Source organism: Acinetobacter sp. 24-47-39, assembly GCF_056783825.1.
The window spans coordinates 13,972-36,799 of sequence record NZ_JBWYIP010000007.1; the positions used below are offsets into that span (position 1 = coordinate 13,972).

Annotated in this window: 22 protein-coding genes; 6 read left to right on the forward strand and 16 right to left on the reverse strand. The window is 39.8% G+C overall.

The window, feature by feature from the left end:
• Positions 1-63: 63 nt before the first annotated feature.
• The 5 genes from AC1M9C_RS07635 to ppx form a co-directional block, all read right to left on the reverse strand.
• Positions 64-612: a YggT family protein gene (locus AC1M9C_RS07635; protein ID WP_092768361.1), complete on the reverse strand. Its 549-nt coding sequence runs from the start codon at positions 610-612 to the stop codon at positions 64-66.
• Between the two features lie 23 nt (positions 613-635).
• Positions 636-1,466 (reverse strand): pyrroline-5-carboxylate reductase, encoded by an 831-nt coding sequence (gene proC, locus AC1M9C_RS07640; RefSeq protein ID WP_179998602.1) that lies wholly within the window; start codon positions 1,464-1,466, stop codon positions 636-638.
• Positions 1,467-1,487: 21 nt separating this feature from the next.
• Positions 1,488-2,840 (reverse strand): tRNA lysidine(34) synthetase TilS, encoded by a 1,353-nt coding sequence (gene tilS / locus AC1M9C_RS07645; protein ID WP_481587543.1) that lies wholly within the window; start codon positions 2,838-2,840, stop codon positions 1,488-1,490.
• Positions 2,777-3,601 carry an acetyl-CoA carboxylase carboxyltransferase subunit alpha gene (locus AC1M9C_RS07650; protein ID WP_481587544.1) on the reverse strand — a complete coding sequence of 275 codons (825 nt, stop codon included), beginning with the start codon at positions 3,599-3,601 and terminating at the stop codon, positions 2,777-2,779. Before AC1M9C_RS07650 ends, tilS begins: the two co-directional genes overlap by 64 nt.
• A gap of 67 nt (positions 3,602-3,668) precedes the next feature.
• Entirely contained in the window at positions 3,669-5,189 is a 1,521-nt protein-coding gene (gene ppx, locus AC1M9C_RS07655; protein ID WP_035268561.1) for an exopolyphosphatase, read from the reverse strand.
• 269 nt (positions 5,190-5,458) lie between these two features.
• On the opposite strand from ppx, the gene trxA reads away from it, so the two are divergent.
• The 3 genes from trxA (at position 5,459) to AC1M9C_RS07670 (ending at position 8,059) form a co-directional block, all read left to right on the forward strand.
• The gene (trxA, locus tag AC1M9C_RS07660) at positions 5,459-5,785 is read left to right on the forward strand and encodes a thioredoxin (RefSeq protein ID WP_035268564.1); all 327 of its coding nucleotides are present in this window, start codon (positions 5,459-5,461) and stop codon (positions 5,783-5,785) included.
• Positions 5,786-6,104: 319 nt separating this feature from the next.
• Positions 6,105-7,373: a transcription termination factor Rho gene (gene rho, locus AC1M9C_RS07665; protein ID WP_035268567.1), complete on the forward strand. Its 1,269-nt coding sequence runs from the start codon at positions 6,105-6,107 to the stop codon at positions 7,371-7,373.
• A gap of 401 nt (positions 7,374-7,774) precedes the next feature.
• Complete coding sequence (locus tag AC1M9C_RS07670) at positions 7,775-8,059, forward strand: hypothetical protein (protein WP_035268570.1); 285 nt, start codon at positions 7,775-7,777, stop codon at positions 8,057-8,059.
• Between the two features lie 143 nt (positions 8,060-8,202).
• On the opposite strand, the gene AC1M9C_RS07675 is transcribed toward AC1M9C_RS07670, so the two are convergent.
• The 3 genes from AC1M9C_RS07675 to pheS form a co-directional block, all read right to left on the reverse strand.
• Positions 8,203-8,499, reverse strand: a complete 297-nt coding sequence (locus AC1M9C_RS07675) for an integration host factor subunit alpha (RefSeq protein WP_035265376.1) — start codon at positions 8,497-8,499, stop codon at positions 8,203-8,205.
• Positions 8,496-10,877 (reverse strand): phenylalanine--tRNA ligase subunit beta, encoded by a 2,382-nt coding sequence (pheT, locus tag AC1M9C_RS07680; RefSeq protein WP_481953471.1) that lies wholly within the window; start codon positions 10,875-10,877, stop codon positions 8,496-8,498. Before pheT ends, AC1M9C_RS07675 begins: the two co-directional genes overlap by 4 nt.
• 120 nt (positions 10,878-10,997) lie before the next feature.
• Positions 10,998-11,978: a phenylalanine--tRNA ligase subunit alpha gene (gene pheS / locus AC1M9C_RS07685; protein ID WP_035265373.1), complete on the reverse strand. Its 981-nt coding sequence runs from the start codon at positions 11,976-11,978 to the stop codon at positions 10,998-11,000.
• Positions 11,979-12,147: 169 nt separating this feature from the next.
• On the opposite strand from pheS, the gene AC1M9C_RS07690 reads away from it, so the two are divergent.
• Positions 12,148-13,173, forward strand: coding sequence for a hypothetical protein (locus tag AC1M9C_RS07690; RefSeq protein ID WP_481587546.1), 1,026 nt, complete (start codon positions 12,148-12,150; stop codon positions 13,171-13,173).
• Between the two features lie 607 nt (positions 13,174-13,780).
• Here AC1M9C_RS07690 and rplT read toward each other — a convergent pair.
• The 5 genes from rplT to AC1M9C_RS07715 form a co-directional block, all read right to left on the reverse strand.
• Positions 13,781-14,140, reverse strand: a complete 360-nt coding sequence (gene rplT / locus AC1M9C_RS07695; protein WP_004867327.1) for a 50S ribosomal protein L20 — start codon at positions 14,138-14,140, stop codon at positions 13,781-13,783.
• Between the two features lie 11 nt (positions 14,141-14,151).
• Entirely contained in the window at positions 14,152-14,346 is a 195-nt protein-coding gene (gene rpmI / locus AC1M9C_RS07700) for a 50S ribosomal protein L35 (protein ID WP_004278281.1), read from the reverse strand.
• A 158-nt stretch (positions 14,347-14,504) separates the two neighbouring features.
• Positions 14,505-14,930, reverse strand: a complete 426-nt coding sequence (locus tag AC1M9C_RS07705; RefSeq protein WP_481953472.1) for a YqaA family protein — start codon at positions 14,928-14,930, stop codon at positions 14,505-14,507.
• Positions 14,927-15,226, reverse strand: coding sequence for a hypothetical protein (locus AC1M9C_RS07710; RefSeq protein ID WP_481953473.1), 300 nt, complete (start codon positions 15,224-15,226; stop codon positions 14,927-14,929). Before AC1M9C_RS07710 ends, AC1M9C_RS07705 begins: the two co-directional genes overlap by 4 nt.
• A 72-nt stretch (positions 15,227-15,298) precedes the next feature.
• Complete coding sequence (locus AC1M9C_RS07715) at positions 15,299-15,916, reverse strand: glutathione S-transferase family protein (protein WP_481953474.1); 618 nt, start codon at positions 15,914-15,916, stop codon at positions 15,299-15,301.
• Positions 15,917-16,197: 281 nt separating this feature from the next.
• Here AC1M9C_RS07715 and AC1M9C_RS07720 point away from each other — a divergent pair, with 281 nt between their 5' ends.
• Complete coding sequence (locus tag AC1M9C_RS07720) at positions 16,198-16,668, forward strand: Hsp20 family protein (RefSeq protein ID WP_179998611.1); 471 nt, start codon at positions 16,198-16,200, stop codon at positions 16,666-16,668.
• Between the two features lie 475 nt (positions 16,669-17,143).
• Here AC1M9C_RS07720 and infC read toward each other — a convergent pair whose 3' ends face one another.
• Positions 17,144-17,695: a translation initiation factor IF-3 gene (gene infC, locus AC1M9C_RS07725; protein WP_081403231.1), complete on the reverse strand. Its 552-nt coding sequence runs from the start codon at positions 17,693-17,695 to the stop codon at positions 17,144-17,146.
• 5 nt (positions 17,696-17,700) lie between these two features.
• Positions 17,701-19,623 carry a threonine--tRNA ligase gene (gene thrS, locus AC1M9C_RS07730; protein ID WP_092768341.1) on the reverse strand — a complete coding sequence of 641 codons (1,923 nt, stop codon included), beginning with the start codon at positions 19,621-19,623 and terminating at the stop codon, positions 17,701-17,703.
• Positions 19,624-19,948: 325 nt separating this feature from the next.
• Here thrS and AC1M9C_RS07735 point away from each other — a divergent pair, with 325 nt between their 5' ends.
• A complete protein-coding gene (locus AC1M9C_RS07735; protein WP_481953475.1) occupies positions 19,949-21,568 on the forward strand; it encodes a glutamate synthase-related protein in 1,620 nt (539 codons plus the stop codon).
• Positions 21,569-21,626: 58 nt separating this feature from the next.
• Here AC1M9C_RS07735 and AC1M9C_RS07740 read toward each other — a convergent pair whose 3' ends face one another.
• On the reverse strand, positions 21,627-22,826 hold the full coding sequence (locus AC1M9C_RS07740; protein ID WP_481587549.1) for an alanine racemase: 1,200 nt from the start codon (positions 22,824-22,826) through the stop codon (positions 21,627-21,629).
• Positions 22,827-22,828: the final 2 nt, after the last annotated feature.

Below are 22,828 nucleotides of genomic sequence, written 5' to 3' on the forward strand. Positions count from 1 at the left end.
AATTATAAAAAAGGACTCATTTGAGTCCTTTTTTATAAAATTGTTAAAATCCGTAATCTAGATTTAACCAATTGATTTCAACATGATTTCAGCAATATAAAGTGTAAAAAATGCAAGGATTGGAGATAGATCAATCATCCCTAAATTTGGCATTACTTTACGGAATGGTGCCAACATCGGTTCAGCTAATTCTTGAATCACTTCTATATACGGTGAACGTGTTTGTGAAAACATCAAAATCCAACTACATATGATGTAAGCGAACAGTAAATATTTAAGAATTGAAATTAATGCCTGCAACATTGAAAGTACTGTTGAACCAATAAAGTACAATGCATCGCCTGTTGGTAAGGCATTTAAATATTTATAGCCAAATACCTTAAGAAAATACAACAACACGATCAGCACTAAAGCTGCTAGGTTTACACGCCCCTGTGCCACAGTTGGCAAGATTCGTCCAAATACATCTACGATTTTAGTTGCTTTCACTGTGGAGAGCACAACAGGATTATATGGACTGACTGCCGCCAATTGCATTAAAAAACGGAAAAATACCAATAAAATCGCAACATTAATGATAATGTCAAAAAATAGCGCAGAGTTCGCACCCATACTTCAATTTTCCTAAAATTTAGTTATTTAGAACTATCACTTAATTCCTGAGCGAGCTCCTGACTGCGTTTTTTTGCAGCCGCAAGAGCAGCCTGAATATTCTGTGAAATTTGCGCTCGATCAAAAACTTCCAAGGCTGCTTGAGTTGTACCATTTGGTGATGTCACATTTTTACGCAGTTCAGATGGCGTATTAGAACTGGTGATCGCCATTTGCGCAGCACCGAGAGCTGTTTGTAGCGTTAAGGCTGTTGCAGTTTTCTCATCCAAGCCTAAATTTTTCCCAGCACGAATCATACTTTCCATCATATAGAAGAAATACGCTGGACCTGAACCCGATACCGCAGTTACTGCATCAATTTGCTCTTCTGAGTTTACCCAAAGTGTTAAGCCTGTTGCAGCTAAAATCTGACTTGCCAATTCACGCTTTGCTTGATCAACAACGTCATGTGCATATAAACCATGGGCACCTGTTTGAACCAATGCAGGTGTATTAGGCATGACACGAACGATAAACTCCGTCCCCGTTAATGCAGCAATCGTTGCAATTTCAGCCCCTGCTACAATCGAAACAATTAACTTATTCTCAAATTTACCTTTTAACGGTTTAAGGACTTGTGCCAGTACTTGTGGTTTCACCGCCAGAACAACAACATCAGCATTTTGGATCGCGTCTTCATTATTGTCTGTAACTTGAATTTCTTTTTCTTTTAATAACTCTCTCACACGTTCTACAGGATCGGAAACTGTAATACGCGTTGTTGGTAAACCACGACTAATCAACCCTCCAATTAGGGCTTGAGCCATATTACCACCACCAATGAAACAAATATTACAGTTTAACGCAACACTCATGAACGACTCTCAACCTTGATTTTATAGCGATGAAACTAACTTTGGCTGCCAACCACCGACTTCACAATACTCTGATTCAGCCAGCCAAAACCCTTTTGGCGTGAAAACACCAAGCATAACATTATCTAAGCTTAAAATTTGAATAGTATGACGCTTCCATGGAAAAATTTGTGCCTCTTGAATTGCTTTTTTTAATGGCCATTTCCCCACACGTCCATGCAAATGGACTTTTTCCCCACCTTGACGATAATGCAATGTCAAAGGCTGATTTAAAAGTTCTATACGCAGACCATACTCTTCCTGATGTTGGCAGATCTTAAATTGACCCGAAGCTAAATTTACAACATGCTGGATTTCAAATTTTATTTCTGAATCAGTTGTATTTGATGCTGCTAAGTATTCATCCTTAGGAACTCGATATAAGATATTTTGGAAACGAACATAATATTGTCCATTCCAATGCAATGCTGCTTGTGCATCAGGTTTCGCCAAAATAACTTCTTCAGTCAACCGCTCTACCATCTCAAATGCAGGACGGTATTGGTCTTGTCCTTTCATCCAATTGGATAAAAGTTGTCTTCTTCTTGCTAAACTTAATTGATTGAGTTGTCGTAAATCTAGATGATCATCATCGCCACAGAATGCCAAATCCTGTTGTAAAACCTCTTGCAAAATTTCATTCGCATCTTGCATCAGCACACTGGTTCTCACAATCGCCTGTTGCATTTTAGGGAATCGGCTTTGCAAAATATTCCAAAGCTCATGACGACACCAAGCTCGATCATAATGCGTATCAAAATTGGTCGGGTCATCCACGTAGGGCAATTCGAGTTGCTCTACCCATTGGCAAATCTGCTCACGACTTAGATTCAATAATGGTCGCCAAATAATGATGTCTTCACGTGAATCTAATAATTTCATCGCGGACAACCCCTGTATTCCAGCACCAGAGAACAAACGTAATAATACGGTCTCAGCTTGATCCTGCTGATGATGTGCCAGTACTAAAATATCTGTGTCGGATAAATGATGTTTAAAAGCTTGATAACGTGCTGCTCGAGCTTGCTGTTCCAAATTCCCTTCAGCAACTTGAACTGTCTCGAGAACCACAGGGATGTGCGCTGCCATACAAAATTGATGGACGAATTCAGCCCATTCCTGATTTGCAGATTGCAACTGGTGGTTAATATTAATCGCACGGATTTTTTGGGGAATTAATTGAGACATGACATACAGCAACAGCATGGAATCCATGCCGCCACTGCATCCCACTAAGAACGTGTGTTCATCACCAAATTTGGCAATTTGTTTTAAGAAGCTAGACCTGAATTGTCGCTGCCAAACTTCATTAAACGTTGGTAACGTGCTTCGCATCTTGCATTTGCATCCATTGGAACAAGCTCATCAAGTGCAGCTTGTAACACATGTTTTAATTTATCCATGACTAGGTCTGGCTGAAGATGAGCACCCTCACCTTCATCTACAACATACTCAACAATACCAAGTTCTTTCAGTTTATCTGCAGTGAGTGCAAGTGCTTCACTCGCTTGCTCAGCTTTTTCAGCAGTTTTCCAAAGAATTGAGGCACAACCTTCAGGTGAAATCACAGAGTAAATACTGTGAGAAAGCATAATCACACGATCTGCAACGCCAATGCCTAATGCGCCGCCAGAACCACCCTCGCCTAGAACAGTCGCGATGACAGGTACTTTTAAACTTGAGAGTTGAGCTAGACTCGTAGCAATTGCTTCTGCTTGTCCACGCTCTTCAGCACCTACACCAGGGTATGCACCCATGGTGTCAATAAATGTGAAAACTGGAAGATTAAATCGTTCAGCCATATCAAGTAAACGCTGAGACTTGCGATAGCCTTCTGGATTACTCATCCCAAAATTATGCTGTAACTTTTCACGTGTACTACGACCACGATGTTGACCAACCACCATCACAGCCTGACCATTAAAACGTGCTAAACCGCCAACCATTGCACCATCATCACCATATAAACGGTCACCATGAAGTGCATCAAATTCTGTAAAAATTTCGCTCACATAATCTAAAAATTGTGGGCGATCTGGATGACGCGCAATTTGAACCGTTTTCCATGCTTTAGATTGAGCAGCTTTATTTTTCATAAGTCGATGAATATCCCTAAATTAACTATGACGTAGTTAACTAATAAAATTCGCTTATCAGCTTCTGTTAGCCAATAAATTGTTCCGACTGAATATTCAAAACGATATCCCAATGTTTAAATTGCACCTGCTCATCATGCAGCTCTGCAACCAACAAAGGCCATTGTTTTGCATCACCAGAAACTTTCAGTTGCCATTGTTGCTCATCTAATATCTTTAATTCAATGGCAGGAAGCATCTCATCGCTTCGGCTGTGATTCAGCAAAATTGCGAGACGAAGGAGCAAACATAGATAGACAAGTTTAATTCCACCGACTTTCGTCACATCATTTTTTGCTTCAGCACGCAATTTACGGCGATGATGAGCGACCAAATGTGACAAATGATTTTGATCAATTTGTGAAAAACCAGCAATGTCAGAATGCTGAAGCAAATATGCGCCGTGACGATGATAACCACTATGACTAATCGCTAAACCTATTTCATGAAGATAAGCTGCTCGACGTAGCAAATCACTATCGTCATTATTTAGACCAAGCGTTCCTGCCACGCTATCAAATAATTGTTGAGCCGTTTCAACAACACGCTCTGCTTGTTTTTGATCAGCACCATAACGCCCCATCAAGGCTTGTACGCTACGATCTCGAATATCTTCATGCTGGAAACGCCCGAGTAAATCGTACATTACACCTTCTCGTAAGGCGCCATCTGAATAGACCAGCTTATCAACTTGAAGAACTTCAAATACAGCGTATAAAATCGCAATACCCGCAGGTAGGACTGCACGACGATCTTCCTTAAGACCCTCGAATTCCATGTCTGAAATATGCTTGTATTTGAGTAACTTATCTTTAAGTTTTTCCAAGCCTTCTCGCGTCAAGTTTTCCTGATCATCGCTCCAACCCATATTTACCGCAATTTGACGACAAGCTTTAATGGTTCCACTTGAACCAACAACAGTATCCCATCCTGCCGCACGGTAAGTAGTCGCGATACCCGAGATTTCTTTGCGTGCGGCAGTCACCGCACGATCGAAAGCTTTTGGATTAATATCGCCGTCTGCAAAATAGGCCTTCGTAAATGCAACGCATCCCATTTGCACGGATTCAGTATGAATTGGCTCAAACTCTTCACCAATGATTAACTCGGTCGAGCCACCACCAATATCAATGACCAAACGGCGACCGCTGTTCGCCATAGTATGTGATACACCTAAATAAATTAAGCGTGCTTCTTCACGACCAGCAATAATTTCAATAGGTTTAGGCAGAATTTCAGCTGCTTTTTGAATGAATTCATGCCCATTTTTAGCTTGGCGCAAAGCATTGGTGGCCACAATTCTTAAACGATTCGATTGGACTGAACTTAGGCGCCCTACAAATCGAGCCAAGCATGCTAAACCACGTTGTTGAGCAGCTTCTGTCAAATTTTTATTTTCATCTAAACCTGCGGCCAATTGGACCTTTTCAGACATCGATGCGACTTTTTTTACCTCACCATGATCAACTCGAGCAATCGCCAAGTGGAAGCTGTTTGAGCCCATATCAATGGCTGCAAGGAGTTCTTCATCAATCAAAAAATCAGACATTGTTGCGCTAAGTTCAACCAGAATTGTGCCTAGATTAATTCACATAACTGTAATTTAAAAGCCATTTATTTAGTCAATTTAACGACTATTTAAAAAATCATCATATATGACAATTGTGTTACACCGATCATGGAAATCGTGAGCATCAATTAGACATTTACAGAATTTAGTCCGAAAATAAACCCTATCCCCTACTTTGTTAAAGTGGTCTATGTAATACTTATATACATAGATAGACCGTTTTCAAAAAATTATTCGGAGCAAATTCCATGTCTGCTAATATCGTTAATACAACTGATGCTAATTTTGAAGCTGACGTTTTAAATTCTGACACGCCAGTTCTTGTTGATTTTTGGGCAGGCTGGTGTGCGCCATGTAAAGCTATTGCTCCTGTACTTGAAGTTTTAGCAACTGAATACGAAGGTAAAGTTAAAATCGTAAAAGTTGACGTAACTTCATGCGAACAAACTGCTGTAAATTACAATATTCGTAATATCCCAGCTTTATTGATGTTCAAAAATGGTGAAGTTGTTGCTCAACAAGTTGGTGCAGCTCCTAAATCAAAACTTGCAGCTTTTATTGAAGAAAATATCTAATTCTTTCAATTTTAATGGCTTTGAAAGCGTCAAATTTTTGGCGCTTTTTTTGACGGTAAAATTGACAAAGAGCCATATCTCACTTATATTGCATGATCAAGAAACACTTGGACAATTTCTCCTCGTTTCTTACAATACACAAAACATAAGATCGCCGCTCGGCTAAAGAAATTGTTTACACATTTCTCCTCGAAAGAACTTACTAGATTCTGAGTTTGTTATTGTGCAAATCAATTGCTGCTCTTTTCTTGCACTGCGGATGTCTTTTGCTTCTATTCTATCTGTGTTCCACACTTCCTTTTAATTCAATCGACCATTTATGAACTTAACTGAACTCAAGAAAAAACCGATAGGCGAACTCATCAAAATTGCTGAGTTCATGGGCCTTGAAGGAATGGCACGTAACCGTAAGCAAGACATTATTTTTGCCATTTTGAAACGCCATGCTATGAATGGTGAAGAAATTTTCGGCGATGGTGTTCTTGAAATTCTGTCTGATGGTTTCGGTTTTTTACGTTCTGCAGCAGGGTCTTACCTTGCGGGTCCAGATGACATTTATGTCAGCCCTTCTCAAATTCGCCGCTTCAATTTGCGCACTGGGGATACGATTACAGGTACGATTCGCCCACCAAAAGAAGGCGAACGTTATTTTGCACTTTTAAAAGTGAATCAAATTAACTACGACACGCCAGAAAACTCTCGCAATAAGATTCTTTTCGAAAACTTAACGCCTTTATTCCCAACTGAACAATTAGTGATGGAGTTAGGAAATGGTTCGACTGAAGATTTAACTGCGCGTGTTGTCGATTTAGTTGCTCCAATTGGTAAAGGTCAACGTTCAATTATTGTTGCACCACCCAAAGCTGGTAAGACAATGTTGATCCAAAACATTGCTCAATCTATTGTTCGTAATAATCCTGAATGCTTCCTAATCGTTCTTCTCATTGATGAGCGTCCAGAAGAAGTAACAGAAATGGAACGTACCGTTCGTGGTGAAGTTGTTGCTTCAACATTTGACGAATCACCTGCACGTCACGTTCAAGTCGCTGAAATGGTGATTGAAAAAGCTAAACGTTTGGTAGAACACAAAAAAGACGTTGTTATTTTGCTTGACTCAATTACACGTTTAGCACGTGCATATAACACGGTTATTCCATCATCAGGTAAAGTTTTAACTGGTGGTGTTGATGCCCACGCTTTAGAACGTCCAAAACGTTTCTTCGGTGCTGCACGTAATATCGAAGAAGGTGGCTCACTTACGATCATTTCTACTGCTTTAATTGAAACTGGCAGTAAAATGGATGAAGTCATCTACGAAGAATTCAAAGGTACAGGTAACCAAGAGATTACGCTTGATCGCCGTATTGCTGAGAAACGTGTATTCCCTGCGATGAATATCAAGAAATCTGGTACACGTCGTGAAGAACGCCTCATGGATGAAGATAAACTACGTAAGGTTTGGATTTTACGTAAGCTTCTCCATCCTATGGACGAACTTGCTGCGATGGAATTCTTACTTGATCGCATGAAGGAAACCAAGACTAATGATGATTTCTTCGATCAAATGAAACGCAAAGCTGCCAACTAATACGCAAAAGGCCATCATTTATTGATGGCCTTTTATTTAGGTTGACACCATTTACATAAATACACAATACCGACTTTTGAATGTAACTTTTTTTGCAAGTATGTGATTTTTATCATCTTGTATTTTAATTCCCTTTATTTTTTAAGTATTTACTTAGTGTTTATCCAATTCAAAATGCAAAAATGATTGTAATTTTCTGTTAAAAATAGGGTCAAATTTCTCATTTTTTAAGCATTTTTTCATTTCGCCTAGTAGTAATTCAAAATACTCAGTGATAGCATGTCGGCATACCAGTTAGGCTGCTCCATGCGTTATTAACCTTACTAACGTTAGGAATAATAAAAGCACACAACAGACTAACCGGGTTTTTTGTCTCAATTTATTTTAATGAGAGTGATGCCATGTTATTCAAAAAAATTGCTATTGCTGCTGCCGTTGCTACTACTTTAGCTTTCGTTGGTTGTGCTAAAAAAACTGAAGAAGCTGCTGCTGACGCAAACGCTGCTGCATCTGAAGCTGTAGAAGCTGCTTCTGAAGCTGTTGTAGCTGCTGACGCTGCTGCTGTTGAAGCTTCTTCTGAAGTTGCTGCTCAAGCTGACGCTGCTGCTGCTGAAGCTACTGACGCTGCTGCTGAAGCTACTGACGCTGCTGCTGACGCTACTGCTGCTGCTTCTGCTGCTCAATAATCTAAACTTTAGATTATTCGAAAAAAAGAGAACCAAAGGTTCTCTTTTTTTATGCGCTGAATTCTATGAATTCGCATAAAGTTAAGAGCATAAAAAAACCTGAGCGGAGCTCAGGTTTTTTTAAATGTTATTTGATCAAGCGATTAATCGACTTGCTCTGTCCCTACACGCTGTCTAAACTTTTGACCAGCACGGAAGGTCACTACACGGCGAGCAGAAATAGGAATCTCCTCACCTGTTTTTGGATTACGCCCTGGACGCTGACGCTTGTCACGCAGTTCGAAATTACCAAAACCCGATAATTTGACATGTTCACCTGCAATTAATGCCTGGCTAATTTCATCAAAAAACAACTCAACCATTTGTTTAGCTTCACGACGATTTAAACTCGTCAGCTCACTCAAATGATCAGCCATTTCTGCTTTTGTTAATGCTGTCATGAGGCCCTCAATGTCGCTTGGTAAGTGTTTTCTAACACTTGTAAAATATTATCCATACCAGATTTAATTTCAGCATCCTCAAGCGTGCGACTCGGATGCTGCCATAAAAGTGCAAACGCCAATGAACGTTTACCCTCTTCTACACCTTGACCCGTATACACATCGAATAACCAAGAAGAATCAAGTAACTCTCCTCCAGTTTTTTCGATAAGTTGCTGAATTTCACTAACATTAATCTTATCACTAATTAAAACTGCAATATCACGTCTCACTGAAGGAAATCGTGATAATTCTGTAAAATTAGATACATAAGTTTGCAAAACAGACGATTGATCGAGTTCTGCTACCCATGTCGTTGCGAGATCAAGCTCATCTTCAAGCGATGGATGTAAACGACCAATATAACCAATCGATTTTCCGTCCACTAAAATTTCAGCAGATTGACCTGGATGTAACCATGAACGCTCTGAACGTACATATTCTACTTGAACTCGCCCAGCTGCCAATACAGCCTCAATTTCACCTTTAAAATCGAAGAAATCCATTGGCTGAGGTTTAGCATGCCAAGATTCCTGATTCTTCGCACCTGTTGCCACAATCGCAAGTGTAGGTATTTGCTTAAGATCATGAATACTGGTTGCTTCTTGATAATCAAAACGTAAGCCAAGCTCAAAGAAGCGTACGCGACTTTGTTGACGATTAACATTGTATTGGACACAAGGAATTAAGCTTGAAAGTAAAGTCGAACGCATTACAGCCAAATCACTTGAAATTGGATTTGCCAATGCCAAAGGATTTACACTTGGATTTAACTGTTTTTCAAGTTTTAAATCAGCAAAACTAAAGCTGATTGCCTCTTGGTAACCAAGTGCAACCAAAGTTTGACGTAATTGTGCAACTTCAAATTGATCTTGGTATTTTGCAAGTTTCACATCAATCACAGGCAAGCTGATTTGAATGTTGTCATAACCATGAATACGCGCAACCTCTTCAATTAAGTCTTGGTAGATTGCCATATCATAACGATGTGATGGCGGTACGACAGACCATTGACCTTGTGCTTTAATTGTTACCTGACAACCTAGACGTGTTAACGCATCAGTAATAAAGTCAGAGTCAACTTTATAACCAAGAAGTTGATCAACTTGCGCCTGCTCAAGCTCGATTGCTTCGCGTGTTGGCAATACTGTTGGATTTTCTGCTACAGTAATTGGACCAAATTCACCACCTGCAAGCTCAGAAATCAACTGAGATGCACGGTGCATTGCGATCATTGGAAGTTCGAAATCCACTCCACGCTCATAACGCTGAGACGCATCTGTATGTAAACCGAAGCTACGCGCACGACCCGCAATATGAAGTGGTGCAAAGAATGCTGATTCAAGGAAGATTTCAGTCGTTGCGTCTGTCACCGATGAAGACAAACCACCCATGATGCCCGCAATTGCTAATGCTTTTTGGTCGTCTGCAATCACCATCACGTTGTCTTGCATTTCAACTTCTTGCTCATTCAATAGAACAAGTTTTTCACCTGCAGTTGCTTGACGAACGTGTACCGCACCTTGAACTTTACCACCATCAAATGCGTGAAGCGGTTGACCCAACTCCATCAATACATAGTTGGTAATATCAACCAAGATACTGTGCTGACGGATACCAGAACGAGCCAGTGCACGCTCCATCCATTCAGGAGTTGGCGCTTTGGTGTTGACATTTTTGATCACACGACCTAAGTAACGTGGGCAACCTTCAGTAGATACAACGACCTTCTTTTCATCAGCAATCGTTGCAGCCACTTCTTTAATTTCAGGCGCAGTCACAGGAAGTTGGTTAATCACACCAATTTCACGTGCAATCCCACGAATACTGAAACAGTCACCACGATTTGGTGTGATACTAATATCAATCACGTTGTCATCAAGGTCTAGATATTCACGTACGTTTACACCGACTGGCGCGTCCGCAGGAAGCTCAAGTAGACCATCGATTTTATCTTCTAAATCAATTTCAGATGCACCGCACAGCATACCTTGTGATTCAACACCACGAAGCTTACCTTTTTTGATTTTAAAATCACCCGGTAATACTGCACCAATGGTCGCTACAGGTGCTTTCATACCTGCACGTACATTTGGCGCGCCACAGACGATTTGTAATGGTTCACCAGAACCAATGTTGACAGTCGTTACACGTAAACGATCTGCATCTGGGTGCTGTTCTACCGTAAGTACTTCACCTACAACCACACCTGTAAATGGTTTTGCAGCAGGAGATAAATCATCTACCTCAAGGCCAAGCATGGTCAGTTGGTCAGATAAAGTATCGCTATCGATGGCTGGGTTAACCCATGTGCGTAGCCAATTTTCGCTAATTTTCATTGATATAAAACCTGTAATTCAAATCTCTAGAATCCTCCCTCTAACCCCCTTTGCTAAGGGAGAGAACCCCAAATAATTCTGTGGAGTTCCTCAAGTTAGGAGAGGATTTAATAAAAAGTTTTAAGCAAACTGGCGTAAGAAACGCACATCATTTTGGTAGAACATACGCAAGTCGTTTATGCCATAACGAAGCATTGCAAAACGTTCAACACCTAAACCAAATGCAAAGCCTTTGTACTTATCTGGATCAATACCCGCTGAACGAAGAACATTTGGATGCACCATGCCACAACCTAATACTTCTAACCATTTTCCTCGCTCATCCATGATGTCGACTTCAGCACTTGGTTCTGTGAATGGGAAGTAAGATGGGCGGAAACGTACTTTCAAGTCTTTTTCAAAGAACTCATTCAGTAAATTAACCAATAATCCTTTCAATTCAGCAAAGCTCGTATTTTCTGCAACGTACAAACCCTCAATTTGGTGGAACATCGGAGAATGTGTTTGGTCTGAGTCACAGCGATACACACGACCTGGACATACAATACGAATTGGTGGTTGCTGTGTTTCCATCGTACGAATCTGTACACCAGAGGTATGCGTACGAAGCAAATGGTTTACATCGAAGTAAAAGGTATCGTGCATTGCACGCGCAGGGTGATGACCCGGAATATTTAATGCCTCAAAGTTGTGATAGTCATCTTCAACCTCTGGACCAGTCGCAACAGAAAAACCTGCTTTCGTGAAGAATTGACAAATACGCTCTTGTACTTGGGTCACTGGGTGGATACTACCCACCTGTTGACCACGACCAGGCAACGTGATGTCTATCTGTTCACTTGCTAATTTTTGTTCTAGTGCAGCTTTTTGTAATGCAGTTTGACGCTCAGTTAATGCACCATTAATCGCTTCTCGAACTGAATGAATCTGCGCACCAAAGACCTTACGCTCTTCCGGATCCATTTTACCCAGTGCTTTCGATTGTTCAGCAAGCTGGCTTTTCTTACCCGTAAATTGCACTCGAACCTGATCGAGTGTTGCAAGGTCTTGAGCTGCTGCAATGGCAGCGAGCGCTTCAGTGGTCAGGGCTTCCAGTGACATAGTAACTCTCAAAGCAACAAATATAAAAAATAATATAACTGCGCATTCTAACAGCTTTTATAGCTCCGTATGAAGATCAGCAAGTGTTAAAATTGGATGTGGAATTAAATTGGAAATTACATTTATAAAAAGTTTAAGATATCCTCAATGATCATTGAGAAGATATGTCATGGCATTAGATCAAATTTGGAAACAACAGCTCACACTCGTGACTTATGGCAATGAGTTTTTAAGTCAGGATTTAAGTTTTCAACACTGGAAAAATCATGCGATTTTTAATCAGCACCATTTCCTTTTTCGAGATTTAAATACACAACACTTATTGGCACAACACTTCCAAGTTTGGTTAGAAAGCTTAAAACGTCAGGGTGTCACACGCTTAAGCCTACATAACTCAAGTTTATTAATCGATGAAAAAAATCCCAATCCAAATGTTGAACTTTTACCATATCCCCATTTCATTGTCAGTCATCACCGTAATGTAAAAACAGCATGGATCTGTGGTAAAGAACTTGCCGAATGGTATAGCTCTGAACAAGACTTCGACATACCAAACAATCAAACACTCCCCGCACGAATTGAAACATTTTGGCGTTTTGATCTATCCACCCAGCATATCAAACGTGTTGAGGCAGATCTTCAAGCACCTAATTGGAATGATATTCACGACTACACAGAGAATGAGCTGTTCGATCGCGCATTAGCACAAGGTGTGCAATCCGTTGAGCGTGGTGCAATCTTTTATGGTACTGACGATCAATCGCCCTGCAACATTGGAGTTGCCTTACCATTACTGCCACAAGATTATGCAGCACCTTATGCCAATGAAACCTTAGTGCGTTTCATGCATCTAGAACAACATTTAAATATTCAAAAACGAAAACTTTTGGAGCAAGATCATCAAGAATCTCTTGAGGAAGAAAAACAACTGAAGGTATTTCAACAAAAGTTAGATGACCTGAGTGCAAAATTCATCACTAAAGTAGCAAATCACTATAAATCTGCTCATTTAAAAAGCTCCGAAATTCACTCCCCTTTGGATGAAGCCTCAACACATACTCAACATGGAAAACGCTTTTTTTACAATGATTCCTCTCCTCACCAACCCACACCTAAAACAGGTAAATCAAATGTGTTTGCCCTCATTTTAGTCACTGCAATAATCTGTTTCTGCGCTTACTATTTTGGACTGTGATGTTTTAAAAATTCATCTAATTGTTCAGATTTATGAAAATGTAGCCACTTTATATGATGATATTGAGTGGCTTTCATCATCTGCGAATATTTAAGTCTATTTTTCCCATGCGTTTGGACTACCCACAATATTATTGAGTCTTTACTTAACAATTTCGCCCAATGTTCTCTATTGTTAGAATTTTTCCATATTTTCTTTTGGCTAATCACACGATATAGCGACCTCTTAATCACACGATAAAGATTTACGCGTAGTGAAAAATCCAACCAAATCACAGTGTCGATCTCACTTAAGATTAAATTTTGAATCAGGGAATAATTACCATCAATTACGAAGCCCTTATTCATAGACCTAACACGACTTATAAATTTTTCTTGAAATTGTATTGAAGATGACTCAGTCCAGTTATCCAACCAAAAGAGATTATCAAGTTCAATATGATCGACTTACAGTTGAGCAGCCAACTTACGTGCAAAGGTTGTTTTCCCAGATGCTGCTGTACCGACGACCATAATTTTATTCATGCTGATCTCTTGGCTTTATTTGGTCGTAAACAATGAAAATAAAAAAGACCGCTAAAAAGCGGTCTTTTTCTCATCTACGATGATTAAGCAGCTAATGCGCCTTTAGCTTTTTCAGCTAAAGCAGCAAATGCAACTGCGTCATGCATAGCGATGTCAGCAAGTACGCGACGGTCGATGATCACTTGAGCTTTTTTCAAGCCATCGATCATACGGCTGTACGACAAACCATTTTGACGTGCACCAGCATTGATACGCGCAATCCATAAAGCACGGAATTGACGTTTCTTTTGACGACGGTCACGGTAAGCATATTGACCTGCTTTGATTACCGCTTGGAACGCTACGCGGTAAACGCGTGAACGAGCACCATAGTAACCTTTAGCGCGAGCAAGAATTTTTTTGTGACGGCGATGAGCCTGTACACCACGTTTTACACGAGCCATTTATAATCTCCTTAGATGTACGGGCACATACGACGAACTGAAGCAACGTCACTTACGTGAACCATTACACAGCCGCGCAATTGACGAATACGCTTAGCAGATTTTTTGGTCAAAATGTGGCGTTTGAACGCTTGTTTACGCTTAAAACCGTTAGCAGTCGCTTTGAAGCGTTTTGCTGCACCACGGCGAGTTTTCATCTTAGGCATAACAACCTCTTTTGAACACCTGTTCGGCTCGTTTGCACCATTACAATACGACCTGCAGGTAAGGGAGCGAGTATTCTATAGCATCTTTGCGCAAAACAAAAGCACCGTTAATCTTGATTCAGACAAATTAATCTTGATGAGTTTTACTCTACGAAAATTTACAACAAACCAAGATACACCCAGTAGATAAATAGATATCGACCTGTTTTCGCTATACCCACCACGAAGATAAATTTCCAGAATTTTTCTTTCAAGATTCCTGCAATTAAGGTGATTGGATCACCAATGATAGGCACCCAACTTAAAAAAAGTGACCATGTACCATACTGCTGATAAGCCCGTTGAGCACGAATCATTTGATCTGACTTAAATGGAAACCACTTTTTGGTTTTAAACTGCTCTATTTTTAAGCCCAACCACCAATTAACGCATGAACCCATCACATTCGCTACACTTGCAACAAAAATAAGCATCCACGGCGAAAATTGTTTTAGAGCAAATGACCCCAACAATACTGCTTCGGACTGTAAAGGCAATAAAGTGGCGGCTCCAAAGGCACTTAAAAACAATAAAATCAGATTCATTTACTGGACTTGTTCGCTGCTAAAAGTTTCTGCGTTTTGCGATATTCTTTTATCGACCAAGCAATTGCCAACACTACTATGATGGCACGTAGCACCGTATATTTACTCGTAATTGCTGGAATCACCTGTTTTAATTGATCCCTAGAATCTGGTTCGATTGCTGCAATGATATTTTGCACATGAAATATTTCGACGATATAAGAAGCAACACAGAGTAAAATACCAGCAATAATTGCCCAGTATACTTTTGAATTAGATTCAACAATTTTGCTGAAATTTAAAAAAAAATCCTTCATGGCAGTTCTCCATAAAAAAACCACCAAATGGTGGTTTAGATGTATAGAGTTTAGCACACTTAAATCCGTGATCTACTTAAGTAGTGCAAGCGCCTTTTGTACCGCTGGTCTCTGTTGGATACGTTGAATATAAGCTTCCACTTCAGGAAACTCTGCTAAATGAATACTTTGCCACTCGTGCCGCATCAACCAAGGGAAAATTGCCATATCCGCAATAGAGTACTCGCCTGCCACATAGTCTTGCCCAACTAACTGCTTATTGAGCACTCCATATAATCTTTTGGTTTCTGTCATGTAGCGCTCGATCGCATAAGGGATTTTCTCTTTAGCAAATTTAGCGAAATGATGATTTTGACCTAACATCGGTCCTAGACCACCCATTTGCCACATCAACCACTGCTCAACCTGAATCCTCGCGATTTCGTGCTGAGGATAGAATTGTCCCGTTTTACGTCCTAAATATTGCAGTATTGCACCAGATTCGAAAATCGAAATTGCTTGATTATTTGGTCCATTTTGATCAACTATCGCAGGAATTTTATTATTAGGAGAAATCGCAAGAAAGTCAGCTTGGAACTGATCATTTTCTAAAATATTGATTGGATAGATTTGATAATCTAAAGCCATTTCTTCGAGTGCAATTGTTATTTTTAATCCGTTGGGTGTTCCCCAATAATATAAATCGATCATTACAGTTCAGGCTCCATATGCCCTTTGTTGATTGATTTATCCACCATAAATCATTTCAAACCAAACAACAAGGATAGAAATTTTTTATTTATAAGTTATAAAAAATCAATTATTTATAAAATATTTTTAAAAATTTTTTGAATTTATTATTGAAAAATTTCGGTCTGAACCTATATAAAAAATTGCCAGATTTATGATGATCATCTGATTCTGTTGATGATAGTCATGACAGAACAACATTCTTATTTTTATGACTTTGCTGACCTCAGGAGGTTTTAATCATGAGTAACTTAAATCTTCATCCATTGTTTCGTCGTAGCATTGGTTTTGATCGTTTAAACGATTTTATTGATTATGCAATGCAAAGTGATGCTCCAAACTACCCACCTTATAACATTGAAAAAAAAGGTGAGAATAAATATCGCATCGTGGTCGCTACTGCAGGCTTTAGTCAAGATGAGTTAAATATCAGTCTTGAAAATCAGCTTCTCTCGATCACAGGAAAACCAGAAGCTATTCAATCTGAACAAACCGAATATCTTCATAAAGGAATTGCGCGTCGTTCATTTAAATTATCGCTTCGCTTAGATGAACATATTGAAGTTCAACAAGCAGATTATGAAAACGGCTTATTAGTGATCGATTTAGAGCGTATCATTCCAGAAGAGAAATTACCTCGACAAATTCCAATTGGCAAAAAACTTCTGTTAGAAAATACAGAGTCTACTGAAAAAACAGTTCATGTCGAATAAAACATCGAAGTTGATGAGTCACAAAAAAGCCGATGCAAAAGTATCGGCTTTTTTTATAGATCAAATCTACAGGTGCTTTGAGCAACGAATTTCCTGATGTGCTAATGTGCTAATGTGCTGATGTGCTGATGTGCTGATGTGCAATATAAAAAATCCTTTTTGGGTCATCTTTCAAGACAGTAAACACTCTAAACCTATTCAGTTTTACCATCCATCTAGAATTTTCTATGCATAAGTACGAGTTTACCTGTCGAAATAACTACATTTTTTACTCAAGCCACAAAATGATTCGAGAAGTTTAAAATATACGTTTATTAGACTTCACTAAAGTACTGCCTGATGGAAATATTCAACTGATGATTTATACCCCAACTACAGTCGTTCCTCTCTTTACTAACTCAGGATGTACCTATATTCCTTCAATCAACATATAAAAAAAGCCCTGCATGTGCAGGGCTTTTTCTCTAAATCGGTTTTACTTTTTCTTTTTAGGACCAAGTAACATACCCATTTGACGGCCTTCCATTTTTGGTGCTTGTTCCACTACACCGATTTCAGCCACATCAGCTTCAATCTTTTGTAATTGAGCAAGACCCAATTGTTGGTGAGCCATCTCACGACCACGGAAACGTAGAGTAATTTTAACTTTGTTGCCTTCTTCAAGGAATTTCAGAATAGCACGCAACTTAACATTGTAATCACCAACGTCTGTACCAGGACGCAACTTGATCTCTTTAACCTGAACTTGATGCTGCTTTTTCTTAGCATCTTTTTGCTTTTGCTTCAGATCAAATAAATGCTTGTTGTAATCCATGATTTTACAAACAGGCGGCTCTGCATTCGCAACGATCTCAACGAGGTCAAGATCAACTTCTTCTGCAGCACGCAACGCTTCAGCAAGTGAAACGATGCCTTTTTGTTCTCCGTCAGCGCCAACGAGACGTACTTCTTTCGCACGAATCTCATCATTTAATGCAGGACGATTGCTTTTAGCACCTTGTTGTTGGTTACGGTCAGGCTGTTTAATCTTTCTTACTCCACAATATACCGGCCGCGTTCGGCTACGGCTACTTTCACTAAGTCAACGAATGCATCGATAGACATAGTACCTAAATTTGTTCCAGAGCGAGTACGTACATTCACTGTACCTTCCTCTACTTCTCGATCCCCAAGCACCAATAGGTATGGAATACGCTCTAAAGTACGCTCACGAATCTTAAAGCCGATTTTCTCATTTCTCAAGTCTGAAATCGCTCGAATGCCATTTTCTTGCAATTTAGCGACGACTGACTGACAAGCATCTGCTTGAGAATCGGTAATATTCATCACACATGCTTGAATTGGTGCCAACCATGGTGGCATAAATCCAGCGTAGTGTTCAATAAGTATACCAATAAAACGTTCAAAACTGCCAAGAATTGCACGATGAAGCATTACAGGATGATCACGATCGTTATCTTCAGTGACATAAGATGCATCTAAACGTAATGGCAAGTTAAAATCGCATTGGATTGTACCGCACTGCCAGATACGACCTAAACAATCTTTCAAAGAAAATTCAATTTTAGGACCGTAGAACGCACCCTCACCAGGTTGTAAATCCCAAGCGAGACCCGCTGCATCCAGTGCGTCAGCTAAAGATTTTTCAGCAACATCCCAAAGCTTATCATCCCCTACACGCTTTTCTGGACGTGTTGAGAGTTTCATTTGCACTTCTTCAAAACCGAAATCTTTATAAACATCTAAAGTCAGTTTGATAAAGTCAGCAACTTCTTGACCAATTTGCTCAGTTGTACAGAAAATGTGTGCATCATCTTGGGTGAAGCCACGAACACGCATAATCCCATGTAATGAACCCGATGGTTCGTTACGGTGACATGAACCAAATTCAGCGAGCCGAATTGGTAAATCACGGTAAGATTTTAAACCTTGGTTAAACACTTGAACATGACATGGGCAGTTCATTGGTTTAACGGCATAGTTACGGTTTTCAGAATGTGTAGTAAACATGTTTTCTGCATAGTTTGCAGCATGTCCTGATTTTTCCCAAAGACTAAAATCGACCACCTGAGGTGTGCGAATCTCTTGATAACCATTGTCCTGCTGAACTTTACGCATGTATTGTTCTAAAACTTGATAGATCGTCCAGCCATTTGGATGCCAGAACACCATGCCTGGTGCTTCTTCTTGCATGTGGAACAGATCAAGCGCTTTACCAATTTTACGGTGGTCACGCTTTTCAGCTTCTTCAATACGTTTGATATAAGCAGCCAACTGCTTCTTATCCGCCCAAGCCGTACCATAAATACGTTGAAGTTGTTCGTTTTTCGCATCACCACGCCAGTAAGCACCTGACATCTTCGTCAACTTAAATGACTTTAAGAATTTAGTGTTTGGTACGTGTGGACCACGACACATATCCACATATTCTTGATGATAATAAAGACCCATTTGAGTCTCATCTGGCATATCTTCGATGAGGCGTAATTTATAATCTTCACCACGCTCAGTGAATACTTTGATCACTTCATCACGAGGTGTCATCTTTTTAATGACATCATAATCTTGATCGATGAGCTTTTTCATACGCTCTTCGATGGCAGCCATATCATCTGGTGTAAATGGTTTTTCACTGTAGATATCGTAATAGAAACCATCTTCAATGACAGGTCCAATCACCATCTTTGCTTCGGGGAAAAGCTGCTTCACTGCGTGACCAACTAAATGGGCACAAGAGTGACGAATAATTTCAACACCTTCATCATCTTTAGGCGTAATGATCTGCAACGTGGCATCATCAGTGATTAAGTCACATGCATCAACTAGATGGCCGTTTACACGACCTGCAACCGTATTTTTTGCAAGACCTGGACCGATGCTTTGAGCAACTTCCATGACAGAGACAGCTTGATCAAATTGTTTTTGATCGCCGTTTGGCAAAGTAATAATTGGCATAAAAAATCCTTAAGGAGTGATGCCCCGTACAATGGAGCATGTCACCGCGAGATTATGATCGAGGCGAACCTCAAAAGATAAAAACGGTGGATAAATAAAATCGCTAGAGATTTTACACGTGTCACGTTGTTTAATAAACCGTTAATCGAGCATTAGGCGATAGCAGTTTTAATTATGACAAAAATAGTTAAAATATATTCCCAATTTGATATTTAAATTACTATTATCCCAATTATAGAAAAATAATCTTTTATGCTTTCTATTAGATGATCAACATACTTTTAAACAAATAAATATAACCCACTGAAATCATTAGGCAGGTCATATGAAATCTCACCCACTAATTGCTTGGTCTACACTCCAGCCGCTTAAACCCGCATATGCTTTAGCAGCCAATGTGGATCTTGTTGTTCTTCGTCTTGAAGATCATGATGAAGAAAAAGTCGTAGTCATGTATGGTCGTTGTCAGCATCGCGGAGCACTCATGTCCGATGCCCATATTCAAGGCGACAAAATTGTATGTGGCCTTCACGGCTCTCATTACATCTATAAAACTGGCATTAACCCGAGATATCTAAATAAAAATCTGCAAAAATTTAAAGCTTGGATTCATGATGATCATGTCTATGTTGACTTAGAAGAAATCGAAGCTTGGGAAAAAAGAAATCCACAGCAATTCAACCGTGATCGTTATCAAGGACTCTACGCAGATTCTCAGCCTGCTCCTGAAGAGCCACACAATAGATTCATCTTAGAATTAGCTCGAAATGGTCTAAAAAATTTCGGTCATCATGGTCCTACCGCAGCCATGGGTGTGCCTTTTGACAAACTTCCAAAATGGGAAGATATCCAACTGGTCACAGCTCAACTTTGGAAAGTTCCTCTACTGGATGATGCCCCCGTTGCAAGCGAAGTGATTATTGGAGCAAATGCAAAAAAACCATTGAGACTCAATATTCCATTATTTGTTTCCGACATGAGTTTTGGAGCTTTATCGCAAGAAGCAAAAACTGCACTGGCAATGGGTGCGGAAATGGCAGGTACTGGCATCTGTTCTGGTGAAGGTGGAATGTTAGATGATGAACAAGCCTCGAATTCACGATATTTTTACGAGTTGGCCTCTGGTCGTTTTGGCTATGACATTGAAAAAGTAAAAAAATGCCAAGCTTTTCACTTTAAAGGTGGACAGGCAGCAAAAACAGGAACAGGCGGACATCTACCCGGGCATAAAGTGGTCGGTAAAATTGCAGAAGTACGTGGTTTAGAAGAAGGACAATCTGCGATTTCTCCCGCAACCTTCCCGGATTGGACTGAACTTTCACAGTACAAGGAGTTTGCAAACTATATACGCGAGCAGACAGGTGGCATTCCGATTGGCTTTAAACTGTCTGCACAGCATATCGAAAAAGACATTGATGCTGCGATTGCGATAGGTGTGGACTACATTATTCTAGATGGTCGTGGTGGTGGTACAGGTGCAGCACCAACATTATTCCGTGACAATATTTCAGTGCCGACCATTCCTGCCTTGGCACGGGCACGTCGTCATTTAGATCGTTTAGGACGTCGTGACATTAGTTTGGTCATTACAGGTGGCTTACGTGTCCCTGCTGATTTTATTAAAGCCTTAGCGCTGGGTGCAGATGCCATTGCCGTGTCTAACTCTGCCATGCAGGCAATTGGTTGTTTAGGAATGCGCGCGTGTAATACAAATGAATGCTCTGTCGGTATTGCAACACAAAAAGATCATTTGCGTCGAAGACTCGAAATAGAAAAATCAGCACAGCAACTCGCCAACTTCTTCAATGCTTCAGTCGAGTTGATGCAAGTAATGGCGCGTGCTTGTGGGCATGACCATTTAAGTAAATTTAATTTGGATGACTTAACCACTTGGAAAAAAGAAATCAGTGAATTAACGGGCATCCATTACGGCGGCGTCCAATAAATTTCAAACCAATGCTAAAAAGGGATGATTAACTTCATCCCTTTTTTTCTTTTAATCACTACTCTCTAAAATTTTCCCAAGGTTCAAATCTACTCGTTTCCAAATCAGATGAATTCCACTCATTTTCTTTTCGATAAAGGTACGTGCGATTGAACTGCGGGATGACCACCTCACTCTGGCTCGGTCGAATAAATACATAGTCATCAGGATGGATATCAATTTTACGATCGACACAAATCATTTCCTGGTTGGTGCTTCGTCCATACAATAAATGAGGATGAGATTTTGCTGGATAAACATATTGACCCATCCAATAGCCACCGTAGATAAAAACCGCTTGATGCTTCTGAAAGAATTTTATTTTTTTAAATGAAGGTATCCCTGGCAATGAGACTTCGTCTAATACTTTCAGTACGGGACTCGCAATATATAAAGCGGGTTTAAGCAAAGAAAGATGTTCAGAATCAAAATCGCTGGGCTTTAGCAACATTGAGCCAAATGACAGATCATTACACACACTATGTTTCACGTGAAAACTAAAGGTTGGACTTCCTCCTCCGTTAAAACACAGCTGAGCATGATTTAAATCTGGGAATTGGTGCTTTAAGATGTGCTGATAATTTTGATAAATATGTTGAGACTCAGCATAAGCTGTTTCTGGACGCTTCACCATCTTAGGTAGTTTAGTAACATGCGCATCGTAGCCCATTAAACCACTCAAATTTAGCGTTTTTTGATGCTGCTGAATATAATTGAGCATTTGTATAAATTCAGCAGAATTTTGAACGCCTCCACGATGTAATCCCACATCAATTTCAAGATTGATATTGAAGCTAAATCCCAGTTGATCAGCCAAGGCATGATATTGTTGCAAACGAGCAAAGGAATCAATTAACCAATGTATCTTGCATTTGATTGGCGTGTGATGGTTTTGATAAAACCTTTCTACTGCACGAATTGGCATCGGCTTGCCAAAGAGTAAATCAGCTTGATCAAAATGATTGAACATCAATTGTAAGTGATCAATATGAAATACCATAAAGTGTTGGGTGTCTAAATCGAAACTTAGCTTTTTTAACAAAGGCAAACAAGCCAAAGATTTAACGACTAACCGCGGTTTTAAGTGCTTTGCCGAAGCTAGCTGCTGTTTTACATAAGCAATATTAAAGTTTAATGCATCGTCATCGATCAAGAGCATAGGTTGACCTAAACCATGTGCCCGCAAATCATCATTCATTTGATTAAAAAAACTATTCATCT